This is a genomic window from Paenibacillus sp. FSL L8-0333 (assembly GCF_037965665.1).
GTDB lineage: Bacteria > Bacillota > Bacilli > Paenibacillales > Paenibacillaceae > Paenibacillus_AQ > Paenibacillus_AQ odorifer.
In genome coordinates this window covers 5,838,301-5,856,428 of record NZ_CP150186.1, presented here as the reverse complement: position 1 = coordinate 5,856,428, position 18,128 = coordinate 5,838,301, and the positions used below count along the sequence as shown (strand labels likewise).

12 protein-coding genes and 1 riboswitch are annotated in these 18,128 nt (G+C 44.2%); of the genes, 8 read left to right on the top strand and 4 right to left on the bottom strand.

Translation table 11 applies throughout. The annotated features are described in order from the left end of the window. The first annotated feature begins 79 nt into the window (after positions 1 to 79). Both NYE72_RS26055 and NYE72_RS26050 read left to right on the top strand, forming a co-directional pair. Positions 80 to 253, top strand: coding sequence for a hypothetical protein (locus NYE72_RS26055; RefSeq protein WP_169744809.1), 174 nt, complete (start codon positions 80 to 82; stop codon positions 251 to 253). A 320-nt stretch (positions 254 to 573) separates the two neighbouring features. Then, positions 574 to 760: riboswitch (cyclic di-AMP (ydaO/yuaA leader) on the top strand. A 105-nt stretch (positions 761 to 865) separates the two neighbouring features. Beyond that, a complete protein-coding gene (locus tag NYE72_RS26050; protein WP_036685387.1) occupies positions 866 to 1,675 on the top strand; it encodes an alpha/beta hydrolase in 810 nt (269 codons plus the stop codon). Positions 1,676 to 2,922: 1,247 nt separating this feature from the next. Here NYE72_RS26050 and NYE72_RS26045 read toward each other — a convergent pair. Both NYE72_RS26045 and NYE72_RS26040 read right to left on the bottom strand, forming a co-directional pair. Continuing rightward, positions 2,923 to 4,737: an exosporium glycoprotein BclB-related protein gene (locus NYE72_RS26045; RefSeq protein WP_339210758.1), complete on the bottom strand. Its 1,815-nt coding sequence runs from the start codon at positions 4,735 to 4,737 to the stop codon at positions 2,923 to 2,925. A gap of 202 nt (positions 4,738 to 4,939) precedes the next feature. After that, positions 4,940 to 5,932, bottom strand: coding sequence for a LacI family DNA-binding transcriptional regulator (locus NYE72_RS26040; protein ID WP_036685385.1), 993 nt, complete (start codon positions 5,930 to 5,932; stop codon positions 4,940 to 4,942). A 374-nt stretch (positions 5,933 to 6,306) separates the two neighbouring features. Between NYE72_RS26040 and gtfA the strand changes: the two genes are divergently transcribed. Beyond that, positions 6,307 to 7,749 (top strand): sucrose phosphorylase, encoded by a 1,443-nt coding sequence (gene gtfA, locus NYE72_RS26035; protein ID WP_076141801.1) that lies wholly within the window; start codon positions 6,307 to 6,309, stop codon positions 7,747 to 7,749. Positions 7,750 to 7,835: 86 nt separating this feature from the next. On the opposite strand, the gene NYE72_RS26030 is transcribed toward gtfA, so the two are convergent. Beyond that, entirely contained in the window at positions 7,836 to 10,070 is a 2,235-nt protein-coding gene (locus NYE72_RS26030) for an AraC family transcriptional regulator (RefSeq protein ID WP_038573230.1), read from the bottom strand. Between the two features lie 503 nt (positions 10,071 to 10,573). Here NYE72_RS26030 and NYE72_RS26025 point away from each other — a divergent pair. The 3 genes from NYE72_RS26025 (at position 10,574) to NYE72_RS26015 (ending at position 14,033) form a co-directional block, all read left to right on the top strand. Continuing rightward, positions 10,574 to 11,449 carry an ABC transporter permease subunit gene (locus tag NYE72_RS26025; protein WP_143763134.1) on the top strand — a complete coding sequence of 292 codons (876 nt, stop codon included), beginning with the start codon at positions 10,574 to 10,576 and terminating at the stop codon, positions 11,447 to 11,449. 11 nt (positions 11,450 to 11,460) lie between these two features. Beyond that, positions 11,461 to 12,354 (top strand): carbohydrate ABC transporter permease, encoded by an 894-nt coding sequence (locus tag NYE72_RS26020; protein WP_036685379.1) that lies wholly within the window; start codon positions 11,461 to 11,463, stop codon positions 12,352 to 12,354. Positions 12,355 to 12,422: 68 nt separating this feature from the next. Then, on the top strand, positions 12,423 to 14,033 hold the full coding sequence (locus NYE72_RS26015; protein ID WP_143763133.1) for an extracellular solute-binding protein: 1,611 nt from the start codon (positions 12,423 to 12,425) through the stop codon (positions 14,031 to 14,033). Between the two features lie 75 nt (positions 14,034 to 14,108). Here NYE72_RS26015 and NYE72_RS26010 read toward each other — a convergent pair whose 3' ends face one another. Further along, complete coding sequence (locus NYE72_RS26010; RefSeq protein ID WP_076213683.1) at positions 14,109 to 14,990, bottom strand: AraC family transcriptional regulator; 882 nt, start codon at positions 14,988 to 14,990, stop codon at positions 14,109 to 14,111. A 159-nt stretch (positions 14,991 to 15,149) separates the two neighbouring features. On the opposite strand from NYE72_RS26010, the gene NYE72_RS26005 reads away from it, so the two are divergent. Next, the gene (locus NYE72_RS26005) at positions 15,150 to 16,550 is read left to right on the top strand and encodes an MATE family efflux transporter (protein ID WP_076213680.1); all 1,401 of its coding nucleotides are present in this window, start codon (positions 15,150 to 15,152) and stop codon (positions 16,548 to 16,550) included. A gap of 767 nt (positions 16,551 to 17,317) precedes the next feature. Continuing rightward, entirely contained in the window at positions 17,318 to 18,034 is a 717-nt protein-coding gene (locus tag NYE72_RS26000) for a DUF3153 domain-containing protein (RefSeq protein WP_076141799.1), read from the top strand. The last annotated feature ends 94 nt before the right edge of the window (positions 18,035 to 18,128 follow it).

Genomic DNA, 18,128 nt, shown 5'->3' with positions numbered 1-18,128 from the left:
GGAAATAAAGAGTACGGAATAAATAAACATATTATGGAGAAAATGAAGGGAAACAGGTCACTGAGAAAGGAGTGTTTCAATGGAAATTCCTTTGGAGGCTGATGAAGTATTAAGTCGGATCAAAAAGCTGCAAAGCGACGGAAGCTCGATCAGTAAAAAACAAGTAAAGCAGAGCGATCCTGAGCTTATGAGAAGTGCGCTGTTCTTTTTTCCAAGCTGGGAGCATGCATTGAAAAACGCCGATCTTTTGTAGCCATAGTATTGTAAGAGGAAGCTAAGTGGACAGGGGAATACCTCTGATTCTGCTTAGCTTTTTTCATATCTCCAGTGAAAAGGATGGCCTTTATATAGAAAGTACTGGTGTTTTAACCTCCGTTTGGCTTGGTTCAGAGCCATTTTCTTAAATAAAACGAGTAAACAAGAGCAAAAGAAAGAGAAAATGAAGAGTATGCTCAATATGAAATGAAAAGCATTGCTTTCAACATTATTTTGACCAGAGCCCTCCTTTACAAGCAAACCTTACAAGAGTATGATTCATCTCAGAACTGACAATTATCTTAAATTTACAATTACATAAGCAATCCGCTTAATTTCCGTTTCTGGAAAGCGGGGGAACCAACAACTGGCAGCCGATGTGAGAGTCGGCACTGGTTATGGGGTGAATCCTGTTCCGGGTGCATAACATGCATCCCTGCAGGTAGGGCAACTCTCACTGCCCGAATCCGACAGCTAACCTCGTAAGCGTATGGAGAGAGGATGAATGGCGTGTTTAGTGATGAATAGCCACAGAGAATCCCTCTGTGGTTTTTTGCTGCGTTTTTAAGCAGATATAGACGTAGAATTTATTATGAAAGAGGTGTTACCTTTGCCTATCGCTAAACTGAACGGAACTTCGCTCTATTATGAAATCAATGGAACTGGCACTCCGGTTGTGTTTATCCATGGACATGGATTAACACACAGTATGTTCAAACCACAGCTGGAGTATTTTTCCGATAAATATAAAGTGATTTTGTGCGATTTACGGGGGAATGGCAAGTCTGGTAAACTGCTGGAGGCCCCACATGAGATTATTGAGACGCAATGTCTGGATTTGATTATGCTGTTGAATGACCTAGGTATTCGTGAAGCAGTTTTTGTAGGAATCGCCTATGGTGGCTTAGTCGTTCAGCATATTGCCAAACAATATCCTGAGCGTGTGAAAGCCATTGTGGTCGCGGATAGCTTCTGTAGGACTCACGGATCAACAATTGTAGGGAAAATACAAACTATGGCAGCATATTGCAGTTTGCTAATGTATTATCTCCCAAGCGAGCTGGTGTTGCCTTCGATTCGGATGATGTACCGAGAGCGCTGGAGTCTGGCCTACAATGAGATTAGAAGAGGGCTGCTGGACAAACGTCCCCGGGAGCTATATCGGCAAAGACTGGCTACAAGCCATGTTGATTACACCAGATGCTTAAAGGCTTTTAAACGTCCTGCTTTATGTATTGTAGGGGACTTTAATGAATTTGGAGTGAATTGTATGAAGGAAATGGTGTCTCAGCTGCCACATGCGCAGTTGGCGATTATTCCGAACGCATTAGATCCAAGTAATCTATGCCAGCCGGAGCAATTCAATGCGATTCTTCAACGTTTCTTAGAGAAGCAGCAGGGCAGTCAGCAGATTAGCTGATCTATAGGGAGACCTTTACAAGCGAAGCGTTTATGTGGAAAAGGGCGTCCCATAGCCAGGGGGAATGAGCTGGCTATGGGACGTCTTTCTGGGTAGAACTTTAGGGAAATTCTCCCTAAAGTGAAGGTGATTATGGCTCCTAGAACGTGGATTAAGGAAATTCTCCCTAAAGTGAAGGGAATTATGGCTCCTAGAACGTGAATTAGGGAAAACTTCCCTAATAATAGGATGTTTTTAGCCATAAATGGGTATTTGTATGAATTTTTAGGGATAAATTCCCTAAAAACCTTATTTTAAAGCGATTATCGATGAATATTAGGGAGGATTTCCCTAATATAATGGATATCTAACTAAAGGCTGGCTCATCAGTAGTGAAATCTACGAATGAGCCAGCCTTTGGTATTTTACTAACCGGTGGATGTTGAACATTTACAAGCATATTGTACCTAGAACGCCACTTAATGTCCCTACCCTACCACAGCATCAAATATAGCTCACCCGACGTGGGAAAGAACAGTAGACTCTAAGTAGTGAAGGTAAGAGTATAGAAGGGGCGTAGTAAGCAGCTCACCCGACGTGGGAAAGAACAGTAGACCCTAAGTAGTGAAGGTAAGTGTATGGAGGGAGGCGTAGTAAGCAGCGCATCAGACGTGGGAAAGAACGGTAGACCCTAAGTAGTGAAGGTAAGTGTATAGAAGGAGGCGTAGTAAGCAGCTCATCCGACGTGGGAGAGTACGGTAGACCTAAGTAGTGAAGGTAAGTGTATAGAGGGAGGCATAGTAAGCAGCTCATCCGACGTGGGAAAGAAACAGTAGACTCTAAGTAGTGATTGTAAGTGTATAGAAGGAGGTGAAGTAAGCAGCGTATCTGCAGCTCCTGATCGAGACCAAAGGAAAGGAAGGTTTCGGTAATAGGGATTCAGCCTCCGGACATGAGTAGGAGAGAAGAAGAGCGGGGAGTGACATTGACAGACTATCGGACTCAAGCGCTCTTATTTGCAACATTTTCCTATTTTTGAGTTGCTATTGGACCCCATAGGCGTTATTTGTACAAAATAGACGCTATTGAGCACCATTTCTGCCCAATAGCGCCTCTCAGGTCCGATGATCTCTCTAAACAGGGATAAATTAACGAATAGCGGCATTTGAGTCCGAAAGATCAAGTAAGTGTACCGTATATTACCAAAAAAGCATCTATCACTCCTTAGAAGGAATGGCAGATGCCTTTTTTTGAATTTGTTTTAATGATTATACAATCGTAAAGCCAGCACTTGCATAACCAGTGACTGTATTTACAAGGGTGAGGCCTGTAGCAGTGGCTGAGAATACCATAAGCAGACGTGTCTGTGGTGTTACAGCAAAATTGATATCATTTGTAATTCCATTGACAAAAGTTCCTAGATTAATAGTACCTGTGATAGGTGGGAGCGCTACTAATGCCCCTGGAATAGCAGTAAATGTGTTATTTGGTGTGGCCGATTGGTACAACTGTGCTGTTACATTTATTGTAGTACCAAGCAGCGATAAAGCTATGGTATTACTGAAATAAGCAGCAAGGGATGTTATCACTCCTGCACGAGGAGTCGAGAATGCAAAGTTGATAAGCGGTCCAAGGAGAGTACCTGTTAAATCAATATTACCGCCAACAAGAGAAATGCCTGTGGCTGAACTTCCGAAGCCTACAAGGCTTGTTGTTCCAACCAAACCACCTAAAACCGTGGTCATAATAATAGGTCCTCCGGATGCCAGTGGAATAATTGCACCGTTACCGGTTGCACCAGTGACTCCGGTAATGCCAGTAGCTCCAACCGCGCCGGGATCACCCGTTGCACCCGTAGCTCCGGCAACGCCGACCGCACCGGGATCACCAGTCGCACCCGTTGCACCCGTAGCTCCGGCAACGCCGACCGCGCCGGGATCACCAGTCGCACCCGTTGCACCCGTAGCTCCGGCAACGCCGACCGCGCCGGGGTCGCCAGTCGCGCCCGTTGCACCAGCAGGGCCTGCCAAGCCTGCAGCCCCAGTCGAGCCAGTCGCTCCAGTCGCTCCGACGCCTGGACCCGCTGGTCCTTGCGCACCTGTTGGCCCTTGAATCCCCTGCACACCCTGTGGTCCTTGAGGTCCCATCGCGCCACCAGCGATTAACAAGTAATCTGGTGAACTCCCGGGTATTCCAGTAGGTCCTGAAACGGTAGCAATATAGGTGCTGCCATTGAAGGTTACTACTTGACCTGCTGGATAAGTAGGACTTTGTGCAGGATTAAAGATTACAATCCCTTGCAGCCCTACCCCTTGCGGCCCCTGAGGTCCTTGAAGTCCCGGTGTTCCTTGAGGTCCTTGAGGTCCTTGGGGGCCTGTGGAGCCCCCAGCAATTAATAAATAATCTGGTGAACTTCCAGGTGTTCCCGTTGGTCCCGCAACAGTAGCTATATAGGTACTGCCATTGAAGGTTACTACTTGACCGGCAGGATAAGTAGGGCTTAGTGCAGGATTAAAAGCAACAATTCCCTGCAGCCCTGCCCCTGTAGTTCCCGTTGCTCCCGGAACCCCCTGAGACCCTTGCAGCCCCTGAGGTCCCTGTGGCCCCTGTGGCCCTGAAGGTCCAGTCACACCTTTAATAGGTAATCCAATTGCTTGTGTAATAGAAGCCTGAATATGTCTGATCTGAATAATCAGCTGATCTTTGCAATTAGGGTCAATCTTCGTGGCGAGAATAAAAGATAATAACTCAGCTAATAGCAGTTGAAGATTAGTGCCAACGCTTACGACTGAGAAGGGACTGACTTCGGTCGATACAATGGTTATCTCTACTACAGAAAGTAGCTCAGTTCTAAAAGGGCTGCATAACTTAGAAGTATGCAAGAATTCCAATAGCTCTCTTAACACTCTTTGGAGATTGACAATATGAAGTGTTGTGGGATTCGTAAGTACGGGGGGTACCACTGCAGAGAGATCAGTGACTATTTTTAATAGTGCGTTACACTCCCTCTTTCTAATAGGACTGCTGATCCTTCCATGCTTGTTTAGGATAGCATCGCCCTTAAATGGTCTGTAATCAGGCATATTTCTATATCTCCTCCTTGAACTTCTCCTGTTCATTCCTTTAAAAAATGGGAACCTGCCCAATCAGCATATTCTGAGAAGCGGAAGTTGTTACAATAATTGCCCTGAAAGCCGTTATTCCTGAAAGTCGTTATTAATGAAGCAATACAAAAAAAAGGCAGGCCACCGCTAATTACGGTAGTCTACCTTTTTAATAGATACGTTAAGTAGTCTCTCCTTTAATAAGAGTTACGTCTACAGTAGTGTTGTTGATTAGCTCTCCGTCAGCACTTTCGATCATTTGCAGGAGAGTATTGGTCAGCATGACCCCGATCCGATCACTAGGTTGCATAATGGTAGTCAATTTAGGACTCTGAAGCATGCGGGTAAAGCTGTGGTAATCATAACCGATGATTTTCAGTTGCTCGGGCACTCGAATGCCTTGCTGTTCAGCATAAATGTATAAAGCATAAGCCACAATATCATTACTGCAAAATACTCCATCATATTCTCGAAGTTGGGCTGGAGAGATATTTTCGGTGACAAAGGACCAAAAATAATCAAAGGTAAGCTTATTGTGCGCACCTTCGATAATATCGTAGGTTACACCATGTTTCATACTAGTGATGACAAAAGCATCCCGACGACGATTCGCTAGAATATCCAGATCTAGCGGGCCGGAGATATGTAGCAACCGTTTACAGCCCAGCTGTATCAAATGTTCGGTAGCTAGCTCACCACCGCGGTAATTATCCGATCCCACACAAGGAATGTTGGAGGAAATAAAACGGTCAAAAGAGACAATAGGGAAAGGGACCTTTTTATAGCTTTCAATATTCATGGTGTGGCTGCACATGATAATGCCATCTACTTGATTCTGGCGAAGCATGCTAATATAGTTGGCTTCTTTCTCAGGATCGTCAAGAGAATTGCATATTAGCAATTTATAGTTTTTTTCATTAGCACTCATTTCAACATACTTGATGAGATCGGAAAAGAAAGGGTGGTTCGAATCTGGAACAATAATCCCAATAAAAAAGGATTGATTCTTCTGTAAGGCTCTGGCGATTTGATTAGGATGATAATCTAAGGCGTCCATCGCTTGTTCAACTTTTTTACGCGTCTCTTTGCTGATATATCCCCGGTTGTTCATTACTCTGGACACGGTAGCTACAGCAACGCCCGCTTCCTTGGCAACATCTTTAATACTTGCCATACCCTCATCCCCGTTTCATAAAATGCTCTAATCTATATTCTACAACGTTTCTTGGATTGTTGACACTAATCAAGACTAACAATTGTAAAAGCATAGATTGTTTTTGATAGTTATAATAGGTATGTTATACGTTACCACAAAATATTCAGGTATAATATTAAATATCAATAATTTTGTCTATATTATATGAATATAATTATATGAAAACGTTTGACATATTATTTGCGCATCTATAAAATTGGTTTTGAATAAACGTTCATCTAGGGAGGAACAGGATTCTTAGGAGAACGCTTTCATTAAATTACATTAGTTTGATGATTTCTCTGACTTATGAAGCAAGAGTGTATAAATTGAAATAGAAGGAGAACTCCAATATGCAGATTAAAAATGAAGCTATGCTTATCACTTACGCAGATAGCATGGGAAACAATTTAAAAGAACTAAACGAAGTACTGGATACACACTTGCAAGGAGTCGTGGGTGGGGTTCATTTATTGCCGTTTTACCCCTCTTCGGGCGACCGGGGATTTGCCCCGATGGATTACACCAAGGTTGACTCAGCTTTTGGCGACTGGGCGGAAATTGAACAGATGAGCCAGAAGTTCTACATGATGTATGATTTCATGATCAATCACATTTCACAGCAGTCTCCATACTTTCAAGATTTCCTTGAGAAGAAGGATGAATCGGAATATAAGGATTTATTCATTCGTTACAAGGATTTCTGGCCTAACGGTGAACCAACTGAGGTTGATGTGGATTTAATTTATAAACGTAAACCGCGGGCGCCATACGTAGAGGTTACTTTTAAAGATGGGACGAAGGAAAAGGTTTGGTGTACGTTTGATGAGCAGCAGATTGATCTGGACGTGACTACGGAAACTACGAAGAAATTCGTGAAAGACAATCTGACCTTTCTTGCTGATAAAGGAGCATCGATTATCCGGCTTGACGCTTTTGCCTATGCCAACAAAAAGATCGGTACCAACTGCTTTTTCGTAGAACCGGATATTTGGGAAATGTTGAATTTGTCTAAAGAAGTAGTAGAACCTTATGGTGTAACTGTTCTTCCGGAAATCCATGAGCATTACAGCATTCAATTGAAGATTGCAGACAAGGATTATTATGTCTATGATTTTGCCCTGCCAATGTTGGTATTACATGCTCTGTATAGTGGACAAGTAAATCGGCTTGCGCATTGGCTGGAGATCTGTCCGAGAAAACAATTCACTACCCTGGATACGCATGACGGCATCGGCGTAGTGGATGTTAAGGACCTGATGACCGACGAAGAAGCTGAAATGACCAGAGAAAGCCTATATAGCCAAGGAGCGAATGTTAAGAAAAAATATAGCTCCGCCGCTTATAATAATCTGGATATTTATCAAATTAACTGCACTTATTATTCTGCACTTGGCAATGATGATCAGGCATATCTTTTGGCCAGAGCTATTCAGTGCTTCGCCCCTGGTATTCCACAGATTTATTATGTAGGTCTATTGGCTGGCGAGAATGATATTGAGCTGCTCGAAAGCACAAAAGAAGGACGCAATATTAACCGCCATTATTATTCTAAAGATGAAATTGCTGCTGAGGTACAACGTCCTGTTGTTCAAAAGCTGTTCGCATTGTTAAAATTCAGAAATAGCTGTCCAGCTTTTGATGGTGAGATCAAGATTGAACAAGGTAGTGAGAATGAGCTGAACATCACTTGGAAAAATGAGAACAGTGTGGCGAAGCTTGAAGCGAATCTGTTGACCAAAGAATACACCATTCTTGCAGGTGAGAATGAAGCAAATATTGCGAAGGTATTTTAATATTTCATAGGATATCGATGGGTGTTCCAAAGGCTGGGTTAATGGCTGCTGGAACACCCTTCTTTTTGGGGGATAGGTGATTCATGTTATGAACTGTTTTTGGTCCGTCTGAATTCAATTGGTGTAAGGCTGAAGTTGCGTTTGAACATCCGGTGGAGATAAGAACTGCTGGTGAAGCCAGTTACTTCAGCAATATCCGATACCGACAAATCACTCTCTACAAGCAGGCGGCATACTTCCTTCATCCGTACCTCCATAATGACATCCACAATAGTGGTTAGGGTCTGCTGCTTATAAAGTCTGCTGACATAAATCGGAGACATATTAAGTTCATCCGCGATTTGGTTCAGACTTAGGCAAGGGTCCATGTAAGATTGCTGAATGGTTTGGTTGATTTGCCGGATTAGATCGCTTTGCTTGGAGCTGCGCTTATCCGCTTGGAATTCCTGAATATGATCGAAAAGCTGGTAAAAAGCCGCTTCAAATTCTTCTATCGTTTCATACTGTTCAAGCGAAGGCATCACCATCATCCCTTCGGTGGAGGTAGGACTAAGCTTCTTGATGTTATCGACGATTCGTTTAATCGTTAGCGTCACCCTTGAAACAGTAAGTTCCAGCACATGATAGGGATATTGCTCCATTTCACGTACCATTTCGGAGAAGTGACTGCGGGCTTCGTCTGTTCTGCCACTTGTGAGCGCATCGACCAGCTTTTTCTCGCTGTCAGCCGGATAGGAGTAAAGATTGTTCTGAAGCTCGCTAATGCGCTCAGCATTGATCAAGCTGCCATGACCATAAAACAGTCTATGTTTGGAAGCTTCTCTGGCCTGACTGTACAGCCGGTTTAGTACATCTGGATTATCACTGATGGGGCTGTACACTAACGACAGTCCGATTTTTAGATAATCACAGCAGGCCACGCGGATCTGCCGCAGTAGCACTTCAATCAGCTCGGTATCCAGATGTTCAGTGGAGGTCATGCTGCTAAGCAACATGACCACGCTATCGTCATTCATATCTACAGTTTCCACCTGATAAGTCTGTCCACAGATCTCTGAGGCAATATTCATGATGGCAAACTTGTACGGAAGGAGATAAGAGCCTCGTTCCTTTCGCAGAGCTTCGTACTCATCAATGCGTAGTAATACTAGCCGGTAGCCCTCGTTTAAATTAAAAGAAATACCCAGCTGTTGAACATCATTTTGCCGGTTGTTATGAGGAGATTTAATGCCAAGCACCAGATTGCGTAATGAATTCTGCCTGATCGTGAACATGCTGTTGCGCTTATCCGCCTCAAGGGTATTCATTCGGCTTACGATCGAATCAATCGGCAGATAAAGCCGTTTGGACAGTACTCTAGAAATAACAAGACCGAACAATAGAATAATTATAGAAATCAGAAGTGTAGTATTGCGGATATGATTGGTCTGTTCAGTAATCACCTCATAAGGAGTAATGCGCACATATTGCCAGCCAAGCGAATCGGGCGAAGTATAGGACACCAGTGATTTATTCCCTCTAAAAGGGGCAGTGAAATAGCCGGCAGAGCGTGCTTTTACTTGATGCTCCAGCCAACTGTTTTCATCCCCGGAGAGCTTCTCCAGTGTCAGCTTATTCCCCGACAGAAAACGGCCTTGGTCATCTAAAATGTAGGTACTGCCACTACCGGGTGTATTGCCGTTAGCCAGTTCTTTATTGATCCAAGCCGCGGATATGTTAACAATAACCGCAGAGTTAATAGAGCGGTCCCAATTGATGGCATCATAGCAGAGGTAAGTATAGACTGAGATGGTTTTCTTCTCAGGTTCATTTATGGAATAGGTTCGCGGAATCGGCGTGAATGTTTTGTAATCCTGATAATGATTCAGCATCTGAATAATTTCAGTGTCCACCAGTTCGCGGGTGGTGAATACGCCATTCTGGCCCTGTGCTGCCGAAATATAAACCGTGTCATTATTCGGATTATATACATAGATGGATTCAATATAGGGCATGGAATTTAAGTAGTTTCCGAGATCGGACATCGCTGCGGTTACCTCATAAATAGAAGGCTTGTTGTAGAACAACAGATGAGAAATCGTGCTGGTTCGATACAGTTGAAATGAAAGCGTTTGCGCGACTTCAGCCATGTTGACTACTTTTTTGCCGGTCTGGGTCAGGTCCCTTAGATCGGAGCGGAAGGTTTGCGTCTTCTCGACACCGATGTAGTACGTATAGTAAACAAAAGTAGAGATAAGAAGGGTTAACGATATGCACAGGGTTATGGTAGTGAGCAGCTTGCCATACAGTAGTCTTTTTCTCCGTAGATCATTATTCTTCATACCGTCCCCCCTGATCATCATATGACTTACTCGGACAAGACTCTGGATGAATTCATATTATGAAGTTCCTTTATTATAAGTCCCCAAGAGTGAACGGAACAGTGGAGCAACCTTATAATCCTGCATTTTTCCAATCTGAAGGGAGTGAACAAATTAAATATTCATGTACAAAACAGCCTTTTCTACAAGGATTATACGGGGTTAGCGAAGCTTGAGAAGCTCTGTGGGTCTCCGAAGACTTTTACATAAACATCCTGATTGTTCAGTTCCTGTTTCGCCAGTTTGTGCAGTAAGGCTTGTAAGCTTCACTTCTGTGTTCAGAAGAATCCCCCTATAGTGGAATTATGCAGTTTCTATATTAAGGGGAGTGAGAGATCTTGAGCCAAACCTCATCCAAAGGAATTTCAAACGTCGAACTTGGCATCCAGGCTGATGGTAGAGCACGCTTACGAACGACAAGAAAGAAGAAAGGATTGTTGTATGAGCTGGTGCACAATCGGGTAATGTTTCTGATGCTGCTGCCCACCTTGGTCTTTTTTCTGGTGAATTCCTATTTTCCAATGGTAGGCATTTATTATGCGTTCACTCAATTCGACTTCAACAGCAGTATGTTCAATTCCAAGTTTGTCGGGTTGCAGAATTTCGAGTTCCTCTGGAGATCCGGTACGCTGGTGAAGCTCACGATGAACACGATAGGATACAATATTGCTTTTATTGTACTAGGGAATGTGCTGGCAATTGTCTGTGCGATCCTGCTGAGTGAGCTCAATGGAAAATGGTTTAAAAAGATTAGCCAATCGGTAATGTTTTTGCCTTACTTCGTATCTTTTGTAATTCTCAGTGTAATTGTCTACAACTTGTTTAATTATGACAGCGGTTTCTTGAATACAATACTTACCCAATTTGGCCTTGATCCGGTCGACGTTTACAGTAAACCTTGGGCATGGATCTTTCTGATCATTATCTTTTATCTATGGAAAAATCTTGGCTACAGCATGGTGATTTATCTGGCGGCGATTACGGGGATTAGTGACGAATATTATGAAGCGGCCAAAATTGATGGCGCTAATATTTTCCAGCGGATTTGGTATATAACGCTGCCGATGCTGAAATCAACCTTTGTGGTGCTGCTGCTCTTTGCGCTCGGCAGTATTATGAAGGGCCAGTTTGATCTTTTCTATCAATTAATAGGCAATAACGGGCTGCTCTACAATACGACGGATATCCTTGATACCTATGTATACCGTTCGCTTAAAGTAACCTTTGATGTGGGCATGGCAACGGCTGCCGGGGTTTATCAATCCCTGTTCGGCTTCGTCCTCATTATGACGGTCAACTATATAATCCGCAAAATAAACGATGACTACGCCCTGTTCTAGGAGGATAAGGAATGAAAATTCAAAAGGATAAATATACGCGAATGCTTCATTGGATTGCCTATGTGGTCATTATTGGCCTGTCGATCGCTTGCCTGCTGCCCTTTTTGCTAATTATCTCTGCGTCTTTGACCAGCAATGAGTCCATTATCCGCGATGGCTATCATCTGATTCCGGCACAGTTCTCACTGGAGGGCTACAAGACGGTATTCATCTTCCCGGATGAGGTGCTGCGGGCATATGCGGTCACAGTCAGCACAACTGCGATTGGAACGGTAATGGGACTTTTTTTCATGACTATGGCCGGTTATGTACTGGCGCGTAAAGATTTCAAATATCGAAATAGCTTTTCCTTCTATATATACTTTACGACTTTGTTTGGGGGAGGACTTGTCCCGTGGTACATCATGATTACGAAATACCTCGGTCTGCTGGATTCCTATGCGGTACTGGTGCTTCCAGGTCTGATGACGCCATTTTTGATCATTTTAATGAAAAACTTCATCAAATCTGCAGTTCCTGAGGAATTATTCGATTCTGGCAAAATAGACGGGGCTGGTGATTTCCGGATTTACTGGCAGATTGTACTCAAGCTTTCCATGCCGGGCATCGCTACAGTCGGTTTGTTTCTGGCTTTGTATTACTGGAATGACTGGTTCACCTCTTCACTGTTCATCAATGATACGCATAAATATCAGCTGCAGTTCTATCTGTACAATGTTATTAATTCAGCACAGTTTATCGCACAGATGGGGGCGGGAACCGGGGTGTCACTGGCTACGGAGGTCCCTGCTGAGTCTACCAAAATGGCGATGGCAATTGTCGTGACGGGACCTATTCTTTTTCTGTACCCGTTCGTTCAGCGTTATTTTGTCAAAGGCCTAACCATCGGCGCTGTGAAAGGTTAGAACCGCAACCTGCCCACTACCGGGTTAAGGTACAGTCGGCTAACATAGAAGCATAGTGAAAAGGGAGGATTCAGATGAATAAACAACAGGGCAAACGCATGTCTATTCTGCTTACGTCAGTATTGGGCTTGACGCTGCTGGCAGGCTGCGGGGGGAATTCTAATTCTGCAAACGGAGACAATTCGGCGGTAAAAGAGAGCAATAGCGGAGGAAACACAGCACAAAGTACGAACGCAGTTACTGAGGAGAAGACCGGACTGGACACTTCCAAAAAGGTCGAGCTGCAATTCTATATGCTAGGCGATGCGCCGAAGGATCTCTCAAGCATTGAAGCCGAAATTAACAAAATGGCTGAAGAGGATCTGAATGCAACCGTTAAATTCAATTATACAACCTGGACAGATTGGGATCAGAAATATAAGCTGCTGCTGTCGTCGGGCCAATCGATCGATTTGATCTTCACTGCGGACTGGACACAATATCAGGCTTATGCGAAAAAGGGAGCTTTTTTGGCTATAGATGATCTGCTGCCAAAAGCTGCCCCAGAACTCCAGCAATTCGTACCACAGGAAATGTGGGATGCCGTGAAGATTGATGGCAAGATTTACACCGTTCCTGCGACTTATAAGGAGTATGTAACGAATGGCTTCGTATGGCGTGAGGATCTGCGCAAGAAATACAATCTGCCTCAGCCGACAGATCTGGCTAGCTATGAAGCATACATGGAAGGAATCAAGAAAAATGAACCGCAGATGTCGCCGGCTTCTTTTAACAGTGATGTAAGAGGTAACATTCATGATGTATATTCAACACTTACCGCACAGGTCGGAAGTCCGCTGCCTTACGGTATTGGTATTAAGTACGATGATCCTTCAAAAGCTTATCTCTATTGGGGCTCGGAGGAACATAAAGAAGAGCTGCTGACGATGAGACGCTGGCAGGAAAACGGATTGATTTCCAAAAACGTCCTGAACTTGAAGGATACCATCCAGGCGCCGATTATCGCGGGCAAGGCAGCAAGCATCTTTGGAGATAATCCGACTCGCTTCAACGATACGTTGATGAAGGTGAAAGCAGCACATCCGGATTGGGATCTAGGTTACTATCCTTATGGCAATACCATTGGTTATGCAACACCTGTTCATCCTATTCATAATGGTTTCGCCATTCCGAAGAGCAGCAAGAACCCTGAACGTGCGCTGGCCTTCTATGAAAAGATGGTCATGGATAAACGTTACAACCAACTCACACAATACGGTGTGGAAGGAAAGAACTATAAAATTGATGCGAACGGCTACTATGAACTTATTGGTGATGCTTCAACAAACGGTTTTACACGCGAGGGAATGAATGGCTGGGCTTGGCGGAATCCGGAGTTCATGTTGTTTGATAAATCCTATGACGGCGTGAAGGAAATCTTCGCTGAGCTCGACAAAATTCAGAAACCGGATATTTTCACAGGTTTTGCTGAGGATTATACCTCCTATCAGGCGGAAAAAGCAGCACTAGAGCAGGTGGAAAAGCAATACCTGTATCCATTGCAAGCTGGATTAGTAGAGGATGTTGATGCGGGTTTAACCACCTTTATGGAAAAGGCTAAGCAAGCAGGCCTTGAGAAAATCCAGACCGAATATATCAAGCAATGGGACGCTTATGTGCAGGAGAAGGGTTTGAAATAATAAAAGTAGCAAGGGATGTTCCCTAAGCCAAATGGGGAGCATCCTTTTTTTTGTGTTTTTTAGAGTCTTCAGGATCTACGAAAAGCGTTGGCGGAATTCCCGCGGAGTGGTCCCTTCTATTCGAATAAAGCTGGAGCTGAAGTAAGGGGCCTGATTGAAGCCGACTTCCTCGGCTATACGGGCAATCGTGTAGCTGGTCTGCATCAGCAAAAGTTTACTTTGCTGAATTCGATAATGCAGCAGATATTCCATCGGCGCACAGCCGTATTCCTTCTTCATGCAACGAGCGATATATACAGGGTGAAAGCTTAGGCTTTCCCCTAGCTGTTGCGCAGTGATGTGCTCACGAAAATGGCTGCGTAAATAGGAGGCCGCTTGCTCTGCACATGTTTTGGAGGGCGAGGGGCGCTCATGGCTGAGGGAGGCGGATAACTGCTGAATAACCTCCTGAAACAACAGCTGCTGCTGAAATGGAGTATCGCTTAAATGGGAATTAGGCACAAGCTGATTCAGCTGTGAGAGCAGCTCTTCTATCTTGGACGGCTGCAGCAGAGTCGTATACTGAGGCAGGCGTAAGCTAAACGGTCGGATATCAAATTCGTCAGATTGCAGGGAGTTCTCTATTTTGACGTTGTCCCTCTCAAGCGCAGCAGCCGTATCCTCGGTCATATTCCATTCACCTACCGTTTGAAAATGCAGCCAATAATAAGAGGTGGATTCCTTGCAGCTGTCCGTACTGAAATGATGGCTGTCTGGACGAAGCAAGAGCGCCTGACCCGCTTTTACTTGAAAGGGGAGGCCGCCTTCACTCATATATAAACAGCCTTGTTTAACTACAAGCAAATCGAACACCCGGGTATTATGGCGGCTCATATGATAATGGCCGGGGGAGAAAGTATGGAATCCGCTTACAATGTAGTACAGCAACGGAGGAACGGTGAAGTTCAAGATGTTCATGTCAGAAGCTCCTTTTAGTGAGGTTGGAATAATGTAATAATTGGTTTGAAATCTGTACCATCATCCAAAGTATATCATCTATAATTTAGTCTGACCTAATGAATAAAGATGTTATTTTTTAGGCTAAGTCTGTAGGCATGGTTTACGAGGAGGGTTTGTATAGTGAAAAAAGAAAGACAGGGTTTTGGACTCTGGGTATTGGCTTGGCCTATATTTATAGAGGTATTTCTACAGACTCTGCTGGGTACGGTAGATACATTAATGGTCAGCCGTATCTCTGATGATGCAGTCGCCGTAGTCGGCATTTCCAATCAATTGTTCGGTGCATTGACCACGCTTTTTACAACATTTGCGGGTGGAGCGGGGATTCTGATCGCACAGAGAATGGGCTCCAAACGTTTTGGTGAAGCACGCACGATTGCTATTATGGGAGTATCGGTTAGCCTCGTGTTGGGGATTGTCGTGAGTATTGTGTTGTTTTTCTATGCGGGCCCTATTGGTGGGGTTCTAAATATAGCACCTGAGCTATTGTCACTTTCCAATGTCTATATCTCCTACGTCGGCGGTGGACTTTTTATGGTCGGGATGATCGCTTCCCTCGGTACCGCTATCCGCAACACAGGGAATACCAAAGGACCGATGTACACAGGGATCATTATCAACGTGATTCATATAATTCTGAACTATATTTTTATATTTGGTGTATTCGGTCTGCCTCAGCTAGGCCTTGCGGGCATCGCGATCTCCAGTATTATCAGTAGACTGGTCGGAGTGATTATTCTCTACTCCTTATTCCGGCGTTCTTTCGAGATCAAGGTTAGACTTAGAGATTTCCGCATATTCAATGGCAAGCTGTTCAAGCAAATTTTGAAGATTGCCTGGCCTCTCGGGATCAATTCTTCCTGTTGGGTATTCTCCCAGCTTATTGTATATTCCTTTCTGGCTGCACTTGGAGCCGAAGCGTTAGCAGCACGCACGTATCTTAATACCTTGGAGTCCTTTTGCTTCACACTTGGTTATGCTTTTGCGCTGGCGGGGCAGATACAGATTGCTCATTTATTTGGAGCAGGCAAATTGAAAGAAGCTTATCGCAGTGCGTATCGTACACTCTTTATTGGTTTGAGCATTGTGTCAGCTAACATGCTGTTACTATTCCTGTTCGGAAAACAGCTGCTCGGTTATTTCACATCTGATCCGAAGATTATTGCGATCGGGGTTTCTTTGTTAGCTCTAAATCTATTGCTCCAGCCCTCCAAAATGCTGAATATGGCCCTCGGCAACGCGCTGAACGCTATCGGGGATACGCGTTATACGATGTATACTTCCATCGTGTCTATGTCCCTCATTGGCGTGGGCTGCTCCTATTGGTTAGGAATCAGCGTCGGCTGGGGACTTATGGGTATCTATTGTTGTATGATAGCCGACGAATTGGTGAGAGGCTTGCTTGTTCTGGCGCGCTGGAGGGGGCGAAAGGTTCTCCGCCAAGCGGATATCGGCTTGAGTGAAGAGAATGCTTCACTACATGGAGCCGGGAAAAGAAGCACCTCGTTAACCACATAAGCGGGACTCTATAAGCCTAGCTTGATGGGCAATGGAGTGGTTTTAGAGTCGGACGTTGTTTGTTGAGTAGTGTTTGTTGCGGCAGTAGGGCGGAGTAAGCGGTAGTAGGGCGGCTGCAGGAGAGCGGTAGTTGGGCGGTTGCGGGAGGACGGTAGTAAGGCGGTTGCGGGCTGGCTGGCTGGCTGGCGTTGTGCTTTCGGACTCAGATGCCGCTATTTGCCGGTTCAGGGCCTTTTGCGGGTAGTTTCGGACTGGAGGGGCGCTATTCCTCGTAAAATGGCTCCTAATGGGGGCGTTTTGCACCAATAGTGACGCTGGAGTCCGATAGCTTATGAAAAGAGACGTTTGTGCGGAAATAACGGCTCTGGAGTCCGAAAGCGACTTTGAAAGTCCAAGTAACACCGTGCACCCAAGCGACAATAAGCACTCCGAATAATATTGAGCATCCCGAGTAACGTCGAGCACTCCAAGTAACAATGAGCATCTTGAGTAACAATAGGCACTCCAAGTAACATTGAGCATCGTGTGAACAACTAGCGTTCGAAGTAACATTACGTGTGCTGTTTTTATGAAAGAGGTTACCTCATGAGTAGAAATGATTACTTCTGTGAGGGCCTCTTTTTTATGCGCGTATAAAGTTTAAGTTTGACGGTTCTCAAATTTGATTATTCATTCATATAGAGTTTGATTCTATGATATAAATGAGTTAGCCTTTATAGAATGGGTAGCCGTTATATAAATACATGTTACTGAAGGGTTTGAGGGAAATGTTGTTGTCAAAATGGAGAGGGTTTTCGTTACTAGGGCTGCTCTTAATGCTTGTACTATTATCAGGCTGTTCTAAAGGCACTGCTCATGTCACAGTGAATAAGAATGGAAGCGTAGATATTGCAGTGAACATGAAAGTGAATTCGCGTGCAGAAGCGTTGATTAGCGGAAAAATGGAAGATGCTCTGGTAAACAAACTTAAGGATCAGGGGATTGAGCTAGAGAAAAGCCAAGATGGAAAATCTACAGTCTATGAATTCGTGAAATCTTATGCCTCTTTTGAGGATATGAAAGCACTCTCTGGTGACTTGGATATTGTGGACCTGAAATTAGATACCAAAGATAATTGGTTTTATACCAAATATGACGTTGAGGCGAAGCCCAAATTTAATAGCTACATAGACACCATAATGGATAATATGGGATCGCTCAGTTTATCGAAGCCGATTATTCGGGCTTTTTTGCAAAACATGGCTTTCGACTTTAAATTAACGTTACCTGTGGATCTATATGGAGACAATAATGCAAATGTGGAGGACGGCAGAACCCTTACTTGGAATGTTACACTAGCGGATACAGAGCCAATTCAAATGCAGGTTTATGTGCCTAATGTATGGAATATCGTGATTGTGCTTATCATTTTAGTGGTGGTTGTTGTAACTGCGATTATATTGTTCGTCAGAAAAAGAAAGCAGCGTAATAGAAAACGTTTCTAAGTGGGTTCGTAAAGTTACGGAAGTGCCGGGAAGCTAGGATGCTTTACCGGCCTTCTTTACTTTTTAGCAGGCACAGAGTTATAATTAGTACCAA

Excerpts from the sequence above, each read along its gene's own strand:
- NYE72_RS26000 (WP_076141799.1), top strand. The coding sequence starts at position 17,318 with ATGTTGTTGTCAAAATGGAGAGGGTTTTCGTTACTAGGGCTGCTCTTA.
- NYE72_RS26025 (WP_143763134.1), top strand. The coding sequence starts at position 10,574 with ATGTTTCTGATGCTGCTGCCCACCTTGGTCTTTTTTCTGGTGAATTCC.
- NYE72_RS26040 (WP_036685385.1), bottom strand. The coding sequence starts at position 5,932 with ATGGCAAGTATTAAAGATGTTGCCAAGGAAGCGGGCGTTGCTGTAGCT.
- NYE72_RS26020 (WP_036685379.1), top strand. The coding sequence starts at position 11,461 with ATGAAAATTCAAAAGGATAAATATACGCGAATGCTTCATTGGATTGCC.
- gtfA (WP_076141801.1), top strand. The coding sequence starts at position 6,307 with ATGCAGATTAAAAATGAAGCTATGCTTATCACTTACGCAGATAGCATG.
- NYE72_RS26010 (WP_076213683.1), bottom strand. The coding sequence starts at position 14,990 with ATGAACATCTTGAACTTCACCGTTCCTCCGTTGCTGTACTACATTGTA.
- NYE72_RS26045 (WP_339210758.1), bottom strand. The coding sequence starts at position 4,737 with ATGCCTGATTACAGACCATTTAAGGGCGATGCTATCCTAAACAAGCAT.
- NYE72_RS26030 (WP_038573230.1), bottom strand. The coding sequence starts at position 10,070 with ATGAAGAATAATGATCTACGGAGAAAAAGACTACTGTATGGCAAGCTG.
- NYE72_RS26055 (WP_169744809.1), top strand. The coding sequence starts at position 80 with ATGGAAATTCCTTTGGAGGCTGATGAAGTATTAAGTCGGATCAAAAAG.